The organism is Solitalea agri (assembly GCF_023914155.1).
Lineage (GTDB): Bacteria > Bacteroidota > Bacteroidia > Sphingobacteriales > Sphingobacteriaceae > Solitalea > Solitalea agri.
Map to the genome: position 1 here is coordinate 1 of NZ_JAMWYS010000050.1, position 11138 is coordinate 11138.

The window sequence follows — 11138 nt, forward strand, 5'->3', positions numbered from 1 at the left end:
AATTCTCAATCAAAAAATATACAGTCAATTCTCGGCAACTAAAAAGGCTGCCCCTTTTGAGACAGCCTCTTTTCATTAAACCCTCAATGGGTTTGATTTAACCTTGAACAGTTTTTAGCTTCTTTCTTTTTTTTATCTTTGGCCACTATATGAATTTATCTATCAACGAAATTATTTCTGTAACAATGATCCTTTTTGCGATCATTGATATTCTGGGCTCTATTCCTATTGTTCTTGAATTACGTAACCGCGTAGGTCATATTCAGTCGGAAAAGGCCACTTTGGTAGCCATGGCATTAATGATCTTATTTCTTTTTGTTGGAGAGAAGTTATTGAATATTATCGGCGTTGATGTTAAATCGTTTGCTATCGCCGGTTCACTGGTTATTTTTTTTATTGCGATGGAGATGGTACTAGGAATTCATTTTTTTCGCGATCAAATGCCTGAAACTGCCTCAATAGTTCCTTTGGCATTTCCACTAATTGCCGGAGCCGGAACTATGACCACTCTCCTATCATTAAAAGCCGAGTATCAAACTATAAATATCGTTTTAGGCATTATTATCAACTTACTTTTTGTTTATTTTGTACTGAAAAACGTAAGCATACTGGAACGGATTCTGGGTAAAAATGGGGTGGAAATATTACGAAAGGCCTTTGGCGTAATTTTGTTGGCAATTGCCATCAAGTTGTTCAGAAACAATACCGGTTTATAATCTTAAAATAGTTTTACGAACCGGGTCAAATTGATTAACTAAAACAATAAATACATACATAAACAAGGTTGATAATCCAAAGTGATCAACTATGAACAGATAAAAACATGGGAAGAGCATTTGAAGCGAGAAAGCAAAGTAAAATGAAGCGTTGGGGTAAAATGGCCAAGCTATTTACCCGTATCGGTAAAGATATTGTAATTGCTGTTAAAGCCGGCGGTCCCAACCCGGAATCGAATGCGCGCTTACGCGTAATTATGCAGAATGCCAAAGGTGCTAACATGCCGAAAGATCGCATTGAAGCAGCTATTAAACGTGCAACCGATAAAGATACATCTAGCTACGAAGAGATTGTATACGAAGGATACGGCCCTTACAAGGTTGCTATCTTGGTTGAAACTTCTACCGACAACATCAACCGTACCGTTGGTAATGTTCGTAGCTATATTACCCGCTCAGGAGGAACTTTAGGTACCTCAGGTTTATTGAACTTTATTTTCGAACGCAAAGCCGTATTCCGCATTGCTGCTGACGGAGTTGACGTTGAGGAGCTTGAACTTGATCTGATTGACTTTGGCGCTGAAGAGGTGTTCCAGGATGAAAATGAGATCACTATTACTACCGAGTTTGAAGATTTCGGTAAAATGCAAAAAGCTCTTGAAGATAAAGGAATGAACATTATCAGCTCTGAGTTCGAGCGCTTTTGTACTACCTTTAAAGAAGTTACAGCTGAACAAGAAGCTGAAGTTCAGAAATTGATCGACAAATTAGAAGAAGACGATGACGTGAATGCTGTATATCACAATATGGCTCCTCGCGACGAGGCATAAGTCACAATATACTCATAAAAAATCCCATCCAAAAGGTGGGATTTTTTTATTGCCCATGCTACGATGAAAGATCCTGCCAGATTTCTCATAAGGAATAAATCTTAATACGATTAATTAAATTTACACTACAAACCAAAAGACAAATCACTTACTTTAGCATCATATGAAAAAAAGCATCACAATCTTCGTTTTAGCACTATTCACTTCTGTTTCCTTGTTTGCTCAAAGTGCCAACAAAGCCGACAGCCTTTACCAGGTAGCCCTTAACTTTTATGATAAGCAAGATTCGCAGAACGCTATTGTTAACTTCGAAGAAGTTTTAAAGCTGAACCCTAAACACGTTGATGCCCTATATAACCTGGCTGTTTTGCAATATGAACTTGGCAACAAGCAAAAGGCAATCGAACTGTTTCAACGTTCGGCGGCTTTGGGCGATACGCAATCAAAAGAAATTTTGAAACAGAAACTGAATGTTCGCTTAAATTACGCTGATACAATGGACATTGCTGATGTAGACAAGCTACCACAATTACTTTTAGATGGAAAAGCCGAGGATCTGCTATTTAACAACAGTATCAACACCAAATTATTAAAGGAAATTGCCAATAATATTGTCGCATCAAAAGATATAAAGTCTCGGGTCTTTGATATAGAAGCGGCTAATAAAAACATTGATGTAACTACCATCAATGAAGTAAAATTAAAGGTGGGCCTGCTATTTGGTAAAGATGGCTCCATTACGGTCATTCCAACCGATGAGAATTTCATCGACCGAAAATTAGTGTTAGAAATGATGAAAGCTTCGGCAAAACTCGGAAAAGTTACGCCGGCACAATATGCTGATAAAGTTGTTTGCACAAGGTATTATTCAATTCCTTTGATGTATTACAAGGAAGAAAATAAATAACCGCTTAAAATGCCGTTGCTAAATCTTCAAAAGTATTTCCGCATAGCACTTTTCAACTTCTTTATTCTTTCATTAGTTGGCTTGCTGTTGCGATGGCTTATGATTAGTCCGATCAAAGGGCTGAACTATCAGTACATTTTACATGCTCATAGCCATTTCGCTTTTAGTGGTTGGGCATTTATGGCTTTAATGCTGGCACTTAGCCACTGTTTCATTCCGGCGAAATTATTTGAACAAAAGAATTTCAAAAACCTGATTTGGTTGACTGTTTTTACAGCCTATGGAATGTTGCTTTCATTTCCGTTTAAGGGTTACTTCGTTGTTTCTATCGCTTTCTCAACATTATTCATTGGAGTAAATGCCTGGTTTATCGTATTCTTTTTCAAAGCAACGTATAACAACCCCAAAACGCTTTCCCTTAAAACAGCCCAACTGGGCTTAATATTTTTAGGTTTATCATCCATCGGCCCATTTACCTTAGGGCCTATTATTGCCAATGGCTTATCAGGCTCTCCGTTTTATTATAATGCCATTTACTTTTACCTGCATTTTCAATACAATGGTTGGTTATGCCTAGGCGTTTTATCATTACTAATAAATCTAGTTGAAAAAAAAGGATTTATATTTCCCCCAATCAGTTCAAAACTGATTTATTCGTTGTTGCTCATCTCGGTTTTATTAACCTATTCACTTTCGCTCCTATGGAACAAACCGCCGGCATTAGCTTATGTTATTGGAGGTCTTGGAGCCCTGCTGCAATGTTTTGCATTATTATTTCTGTTTAAAACCTTTCAATGGAGAATACTATTCTCCTTGCCACGACTTCAAAAAACGTTGCTGCTTTTAGGTGTATTGGCTTTCACTCTAAAAGCCAGTATGCAACTACTCTCTGCCCTTCCCTATTTTGCTGATCTAGCCACTCAAATCCGCCACCTGATCATCGGTTATCTGCACATGGTATTTTTAGGTTGTTTTAGTTGTTTGGTTTTGTTTTACAGTATTTATAACAAGCTGATTTTAGTTTCCAAACCATTTTCTACTGCAGCTTATTTATTTATTGCAGGTATTATTATTACCGAACTATTGCTATTCGGTGGAAGCCTACTTATGAACAGCAAATCATATATCCCTCATTTTCAACACATTTTAATCTTGGCTTCAGCAATCCTTCCTCCAGCGCTATTTGGCCTTTGGTTCTACTCAAAAAAAGAGTAGAAAAATAAAAGACCTTTTTATCTTTTATTTGAAATATGTTTTTATCTTTGACTTATAAACGAAGATAAAATATGAACACCATGGAAATATTAGATGTTACCGTTCTGGAACCTAAACACAAGCATCCAACAATCTTTAACCGATTTGATCAACTTCAAGCAGGTGAAGGTTTTATTATTCATAATGACCATGACCCTAAGCCGCTTTACTATCAGTTATTAGCTGAACGCGGAGCGACATTCAGCTGGGAATATCTAATGGAAGGCCCTGAATGGTGGAAAGTTCGAATCACTAAAAATTTAGTTGGCGAGAATGACAGCACCGTAGGCGAATTGGTAGCAAAGGATTTCCGCAAGGCTGAAGTATTTAAAAAATTTGGAATCGACTTTTGTTGTGGCGGTAAGAAATCGGTTAAACAAGTGTGCTCCGAAAAAGGAGTAAACTATGACGAATTACAAACCGCACTAAATGCTACAGAAAGCATTGGTACCAAAGCAGAAAACTATGATCAATGGTCGGTAGAGTTTTTAGTTGATTATATTGTAAATAAACATCACACCTACGTAAAGGATTCATTGCCGGTAATGCTTGAATTTGCTCAAAAGGTTGCAAGAGTTCATGGCGCCAATCACCCTGAAAACATTGAAATTGCAGAGAACGTTCATGCGCTGGCAGCTGAACTTAACATGCACCTGATGAAAGAGGAACGAGTACTCTTCCCTTATATTCAGCAATTAGGTAAACTAAAAAGAGAAAACAAACAAGCAGGAACTCCAACATTCGGCACGGTTAAAAACCCTGTAAATATGATGGAAATGGAGCATGATTCAGCAGGAGAATTAATGCAGGCTATCAGTAAACTGTCTAATAACTATACTCCACCAGCTGATGCCTGTACTACCTACCGTGTCTTATATGCGAAACTCAAAGAGTTTGAAGATGATTTACATAATCATATTCATTTAGAGAACAATATTCTATTCCCTAAAGCTATTGAACTTGAAGCAGAGCTGATGGGTAAAGATGTGTCAGTTGAACCATCTGAAAATTCATGTTCTGTAAAACCTTAAAACTATGGAAACAGAAAACTTGGTATTGCTTGATGTAAGGCCATTGCTTGCTCAAAAGCAAGATCCGTTTAAACAAATTATGGAGACGGTAAACACACTCCCTACTGGTAGTGGGTTGCATCTGATTACTCCATTCGAACCCGTTCCGCTCTATGTGATCATGCAATCGAAAGGGTTTGTTTGCCGGACAGAGCGCATAAGTAACAATGAGGTACATACCTATTTTGAACCTGAATCACTAGCGGTTAAAAGCCATTCTAACGAACCTGAAATCAATTTAGATTTCAACGACGAAACATTTACAAGTCTTGTGAATGCCTTTAAAGGCAAATTGCACGAAGTGGATGTAAGAGAACTTGAAATGCCGCAGCCCATGCTCACCATCCTGGCTGAGCTTGAGCACTTACCTGCAGATCATGCATTACTGGTCCACCATAAAAAAGTACCACTTTTCTTGCTTCCTGAATTAAAGGCACGCGACTTTGAGTACCTGATCTATAACAAAGAAAAAGTAGAGCTTCTAATCTTCAGATAACATTAATCTATAAATCATGAGCCACGCTGTATCAGTTAAAACCGTTTCTGCCAAAATGATCTCTGCTCATTATATGGCCGGGAGCATCGCTTATCTGATAGTGTGTGTGCTAGTGTTAATGTCCGGTAACGCGTTTGCCGGGCATTTTTTCCATCCACAACTATTGGCCATGGTTCATTTAGCCGCTTTAGGCTGGATCAGCATGATCATTATTGGCACCACCTACCTCTTGGTTCCGGTTATCCTCGATGTTAACTTATACAGCAACAAACTCGCTTATTTCAGCTTTTTCAGCCTGATAGCAGGCGTTATCGGATTGGCGTGTACATTCTATCACTTTATAACAGGTCCTTTGATGCAAGTTGCTGCATTGCTGTTATTAGCAAGCATCGGGTCATATTGCTTTAATCTTTGGAAAACTACGACAAAACATAAAGCAGAGAATATTCAAGCTGATTTTATTCAAACGGCATTGCTCTGGCTGCTGGTAACTGCAATATTAGGTACGTTACTGGTCTTCAATTTTAGCTACGCCTTTTTGCCTGAAGATCACTTACACTATCTGAAGCTTCATGCGCATATCGGTTTTGCAGGCTGGTTTCTATTATTAGTTATGGGCGTGCTTTCTAAACTGATGCCAATGTTTTTACTTAGTAAAACAACTAACAGTAAACAATTAAGGCTTTGTTGGTATTTGGTAAACGGAGCCATTTGCGGCTTTCTTATCGATATGTTTTTCAACCAGGGCCGGTTAAGCATTGTTTGCTGGCTGTTAGGAGCAGCAGGCATTAGCTGTTTCGCCAACTTCCTGTACTCCGTTTGGAAAAACAGAATGAAACGTAAAGTTGACTTGCCCATGAATACTACATACAAAATGCTGACGCTGGGTCTTGTTTCAGTTATTATTGCAGCCGTTTTATTGATCCTAAATAACAATGAGGTTTTTCTGCAATTGGCAAAAACATATGGCGTGCTATTTTTAGGTGGATTTCTAACCGGACTGGTTCTGGCCCAAACATTTAAAATTTTGCCTTACATTATTTGGCTCGAACTATTTAAAGATATGGCAGGAGCGGAGAGTATCCCACAGCCTGCCGATTTGTACAATAAAAATTGGTTCAATTTGCAATTTACATTTTACATACCTGGATTAGTGCTGTTAATCGCGGGTATCATACTAAAAAGTACAACAGTAATTTCGTTTGGAGGAATGTTATTGCTCCTCAGCGCCTTTTTTTATACTAGCAACATAATAAAACTGATCAGAATGAACGTTAATTGAAATAATGTATGGAAATCGATATTCTGAAAAATAAACCTTTTTTTATCGCGGAATTATATGAAAATTTACGCAGTGTTATCGATCCTGAACTGGGGTTAAATATTGTTGACCTTGGTTTAATTTATAACATTGAGGCATTGGAACCTACAAAAGAAATCAATGTCACCATGACACTCTCCACCAAGGGTTGTCCCGCCGGAGATTTCATCATTAACTGTATTTGGGAACGATTGAAAAATCGTTATTCGGATTGGCAGATTGATGTGCAACTTGTATGGGAACCCGAATGGACTGTAGATAACATTAGCGAACTAGGTAAAACTCAACTTGGATTAAACTAAAAGATATGCTTTCGAAAACCTGTGAATATGCAATCAGAGCTCTTATTTACATTGTTTATAAGAGTGGGGACGGCAATAAGCTGGGAATAAAAGATATTGCCAAGGAAATTGGTTCGCCTGAGCATTTTACAGCCAAAATATTGCAAACACTTTCGAGGCAGGGAATTATTTCTTCTACCAAAGGCCCTAATGGTGGTTTTTACGTAGAAAAAGATACTGCTCCTATACCTATTATCAATGTAATGATAGCCATTGATGGACCAAAACCCCTGGGTACCTGCGTACTTGGACTAAAAGAATGTAACGACTTACAACCTTGCCCGTTACACGATAGTTACAAGGGGATCAAGCAATCATTATTCACCCTTTTCTCAACTAAAACCATTCAGGATTTAGCTGCGGATGTGGCTGATGGTAAAGTCATAAAATTCACTTTAGAAACTAATTAACAACATAATTTAATTTATATAATATGAAAACCAATAGATTATCAGAAAAAAGGACAAAAAGAACTCTATTTCCTTATTTAGCACTTACTATCGTTTCATTATTCCTTGCGTCTTGCGGAGGTTCACAAAACAATACCGATTCCAATCAAACCGCCGAAAACACTGAAGCTACCACTACCGAAAGCAGTGCCGCTGCAGCAGTAGATACCAAAGCACATAGCGACAGTAAAGGGGTTGGAAAATTTACTGAAGTTAAAATTGAAGCATTAAACACTGACTTAGCTAAAAATGGTGAAACCGTATTCACTGCAAAATGTTCGGCTTGCCATAAAACTACCGATCAAAAAGTTGTTGGTCCGGGCTTAAAAGGTGTAACCGAACGCCGTACTCCTGAATGGATCATGAATATGATCACCAATCCTACTGAAATGACCAAAAGTGATCCGGTTGCTAAAGCACTTTTAGAAGAACACCTAACTCAAATGACTTTCCAAAATGTTACGGATGATGAAACTCGCCAAATTTTGGAATTTTTACGTCAAAACGACGGAGCCAAATAATTTTAACTACTAACAGATATAAAGGTCTTTTTATTACCTAATAATAAACTACATGACACCGTTCATCAAACATTCAAAATTAATGTTAGCTGTAGCTGTCGCCACAGCTGCATTTACCGGTTGTAAACCCAAAAAAGCGGAAACTGTAATCTCAGGGGATGCTGCTCAAAAGGTATACGTTGCTCCTGGTAAATTAGACGAAGTTTATTTGTTTGCTTCAGGAGGCTTTAGCGGACAAGTTGCTGCTTACGGTATACCTTCAGGTCGCCTGCTTAAAGTGATTCCGGTATTTTCTCAAAACCCAGAAAACGGATGGGGATATACTGAAGAAACTAAAGCTATGTTAAATACTTCTCATGGTTTTATTCCATGGGATGATGCTCACCACCCTCAGCTTTCTAAAACCGATGGCATGGACGATGGCCGTTGGTTATTTATCAATGGTAACAATACCCCACGTATTGCTCGTATCAATCTGGCTACTTTTAAAACTGAAGAAATCCTTGAGGTTCCAAACTCCGGCGGTAACCACTCTTCTCCTTATTGTACCGAAAATACCGAGTATGTGGTTGCGGGTACTCGTTTCAGCGTGCCTATTGGAAACAATACTGACGTGCCGATCACTTCCTATAAAGAAAACTTCCGCGGAGCTCTTTCATTCATCAATGTTGACCAAAAAGAAGGCAACATGAACATTGCATTCCAGCTATTGGTACCTGGTGTTGACTATGATTTGGCTCGTAGCGGTAAAGGTGTTTCACATGGTTGGATGTTCTTCTCATGCTACAACTCAGAACAAGCTCACACTTTACTTGAAGTAAATGCCAGTCAACGTGATAAAGACTTTATCATGGCGGTAAACTGGAAAAAAGCTGAAGAATACGTAAAACAAGGTAAAGGCAAAAAAATGCCAGCTACGTATTATCATAACAAATACGACGAAAAAACACATTCAGCTAAATCAACCGTAGAGAAAGAAGTATTAACTCTTGATACACGTGAATTAAAAGACATCGTTTATTTCATTCCTTGTCCTAAATCTCCACACGGAGCCGATGTAAGCCCTGATGGCGAAAACATTGTAGCCAGTGGTAAATTGGCAGCGGTAATTCCTGTATTCTCATTTAAAAAGTTAACTGATGCAATTGCTAAGAAAACTTTTGATGGTGAATTCGATAATGTTTCAGTTGTTAAATACGAAGCTGCTTTGGCCGGTGAAGTTCAAAAACCAGGCTTAGGCCCTCTGCATACCGAATTTGATGATAAAGGTTATGCCTATACTTCAATGTTCGTTTCATCAGAAATTGTAAAGTGGAAAGTTGATACCCGCGAAGTTGTGGATCGTGTTCCTACTTATTATTCAATTGGTCACTTATGTGTAGTTGGTGGTGATAACAAAAAACCTTACGGTAAATACGTGATCGCCTTAAACAAAATCACCAAAGATCGCTACTTACCCACCGGTCCGGAATTAACGCAGTCGGCTCAATTGTTCGATATTTCGGGTGAGAAAATGAACTTATTGCTTGACTTCCCAACTATTGGCGAACCACACTATGCACAAGCTTGTCCTGCAGAAGTGATCATGAAAAATCAGAAAAAAATATTTGAACTGAGCAAAAATGAGCACCCTTACGCTGCTAAAAACGAGCAAGAAACTAAAGTGGTTCGTAATGGAAAACGTGTAGATGTTTGGATGACTGCTATTCGTTCTCACCTTGCACCTGATAATATCGAAGGTATTAAACAAGGCGATGAAGTATATTTCCACGTTACCAACTTAGAGCAAGACTGGGATGTACCTCACGGTTTTGCCATCAAAGGTGCTGAAAATACTGAGTTATTAATTATGCCAGGTGAAACTCAAACTATAAAATGGACCCCTAAATCAACTGGAGTGTTCCCTTTCTATTGTACCGACTTCTGCTCGGCGCTTCACCAGGAAATGCAGGGTTATGCCAGAGTTTCTGCTGCAAACTCAACCGTTGCTTTGAAATATGGCGTGGGAGATACCGCTCCTAAAGACCAAGTAGCTCAGAAATAGACACTAATCTGTTTCAGCCTGCAACAACCGTAACCGTTATTTTAGTGCCGGTTACGGTTGTTTTACCTCCTGAAAAGGAGTTCGATTCATCCCCAGGAGAATCAAATCTTAAAATTACACTTACATGAAAAAGTCTTCACGAATATTGGTGCTGGTGTGTGCATTACTGATGCTCGGCGCTTATATTTTTCCAATCTGGACCATTTCATTGGAAGCCCCGCAATATCCCGAAGGCTTGCAAATGAATATATTGATCAATAACATAACCGGCGATGTGGATAAGGTTAACGGTTTGAACCATTACATCGGAATGAAGCACATCCATGCCGAGGAATTTGTAGAACTTAAAGCACTGCCCTACCTTATAGCATTTTTTATAGGTTTCGGCTTGTTAACTTATTGGAAAAATAGTAAAAAATTGTTGTACGCCTGGACAGTTATGCTGCTTGCATTTGGTATTGCAGGTGCTGTTGATTTTTATCTTTGGGAGTATGATTACGGCCATAACCTCGATCCAATGGCGGCAATAAAGGTTCCGGGCATGTCGTATCAGCCTCCGTTGTTAGGATACAAGCAATTATTGAACTTTTTGGCTGGTTCATTTCCGGCAATTGGCGGTTGGATGGTGATCACTCCTATTCTTACTGCATTTACAATTAGTATTGTAGAATTACGTTCGAAAAAGAAAGTTAATCATGAGAAATTATCTGCTTCTTCTGCTGCTGTTAACCGCGGCTTGTAATAAGAAAGGTCCACAATCGATCAGCTATGGTTCTGATGCCTGTGACATGTGCAAAATGAACATCATGGACGATAAATTTGGAGCCGAGATCGTTAACAAAAACGGCAAAGTATTCAAATTCGATTCGGCAGAATGTATGGTTGATTATGTGCTTACCGGTACAGAAAACCTTGAACAGTTTTATGTTACCGATCATTCGCAACCAAAGGAATTAATTAACGTACAGAAAGCATTTTTCCTTCACGGAGAAAACATTAATAGCCCAATGGGAGGTCATTTGGCTGCCCTTGGTACAAAAAAGGAGGCCGAAAAAATGCAACAACAATCAGGTGGTGAATTGTTAACCTGGGAACAAGTGAAAAAGCTTCGTACTCACTAAACATTATTCATCTACCCTATTCATAAAAATTTTCATTTTGTTTTATAAAAGCATTGGCGGTTTCAGCA

General features: G+C 38.6%; 13 protein-coding genes. All 13 read left to right on the forward strand.

What is annotated here, in order from left to right; genetic code table 11:
- The first annotated feature begins 149 nt into the window (after nucleotides 1-149).
- Nucleotides 150-716, forward strand: a complete 567-nt coding sequence (locus tag NF867_RS13820; RefSeq protein WP_252588660.1) for a MarC family protein — start codon at nucleotides 150-152, stop codon at nucleotides 714-716.
- 107 nt (nucleotides 717-823) lie between these two features.
- Nucleotides 824-1546 (forward strand): YebC/PmpR family DNA-binding transcriptional regulator, encoded by a 723-nt coding sequence (locus tag NF867_RS13825; protein ID WP_252588662.1) that lies wholly within the window; start codon nucleotides 824-826, stop codon nucleotides 1544-1546.
- A 163-nt stretch (nucleotides 1547-1709) separates the two neighbouring features.
- Nucleotides 1710-2453, forward strand: a complete 744-nt coding sequence (locus tag NF867_RS13830; protein ID WP_252588665.1) for a tetratricopeptide repeat protein — start codon at nucleotides 1710-1712, stop codon at nucleotides 2451-2453.
- A gap of 9 nt (nucleotides 2454-2462) precedes the next feature.
- Nucleotides 2463-3668: a hypothetical protein gene (locus NF867_RS13835; RefSeq protein ID WP_252588667.1), complete on the forward strand. Its 1206-nt coding sequence runs from the start codon at nucleotides 2463-2465 to the stop codon at nucleotides 3666-3668.
- Nucleotides 3669-3748: 80 nt separating this feature from the next.
- Nucleotides 3749-4738, forward strand: coding sequence for an iron-sulfur cluster repair di-iron protein (gene ric / locus NF867_RS13840; protein ID WP_252588669.1), 990 nt, complete (start codon nucleotides 3749-3751; stop codon nucleotides 4736-4738).
- A gap of 4 nt (nucleotides 4739-4742) precedes the next feature.
- Nucleotides 4743-5273 carry a DUF2249 domain-containing protein gene (locus tag NF867_RS13845; RefSeq protein WP_252588671.1) on the forward strand — a complete coding sequence of 177 codons (531 nt, stop codon included), beginning with the start codon at nucleotides 4743-4745 and terminating at the stop codon, nucleotides 5271-5273.
- A 16-nt stretch (nucleotides 5274-5289) separates the two neighbouring features.
- A complete protein-coding gene (locus NF867_RS13850) occupies nucleotides 5290-6555 on the forward strand; it encodes a hypothetical protein (protein WP_252588673.1) in 1266 nt (421 codons plus the stop codon).
- 8 nt (nucleotides 6556-6563) lie between these two features.
- Complete coding sequence (locus NF867_RS13855) at nucleotides 6564-6896, forward strand: metal-sulfur cluster assembly factor (protein WP_252588674.1); 333 nt, start codon at nucleotides 6564-6566, stop codon at nucleotides 6894-6896.
- Between the two features lie 5 nt (nucleotides 6897-6901).
- Nucleotides 6902-7345, forward strand: coding sequence for an RrF2 family transcriptional regulator (locus NF867_RS13860; RefSeq protein ID WP_252588676.1), 444 nt, complete (start codon nucleotides 6902-6904; stop codon nucleotides 7343-7345).
- A gap of 23 nt (nucleotides 7346-7368) precedes the next feature.
- A complete protein-coding gene (locus tag NF867_RS13865) occupies nucleotides 7369-7905 on the forward strand; it encodes a c-type cytochrome (protein ID WP_252588678.1) in 537 nt (178 codons plus the stop codon).
- Between the two features lie 52 nt (nucleotides 7906-7957).
- Nucleotides 7958-9949, forward strand: a complete 1992-nt coding sequence (gene nosZ, locus NF867_RS13870) for a Sec-dependent nitrous-oxide reductase (RefSeq protein ID WP_252588681.1) — start codon at nucleotides 7958-7960, stop codon at nucleotides 9947-9949.
- 124 nt (nucleotides 9950-10073) lie between these two features.
- Entirely contained in the window at nucleotides 10074-10691 is a 618-nt protein-coding gene (locus tag NF867_RS13875) for a hypothetical protein (protein WP_252588682.1), read from the forward strand.
- Complete coding sequence (locus NF867_RS13880; RefSeq protein WP_252588684.1) at nucleotides 10645-11070, forward strand: nitrous oxide reductase accessory protein NosL; 426 nt, start codon at nucleotides 10645-10647, stop codon at nucleotides 11068-11070. Before NF867_RS13875 ends, NF867_RS13880 begins: the two co-directional genes overlap by 47 nt.
- The last annotated feature ends 68 nt before the right edge of the window (nucleotides 11071-11138 follow it).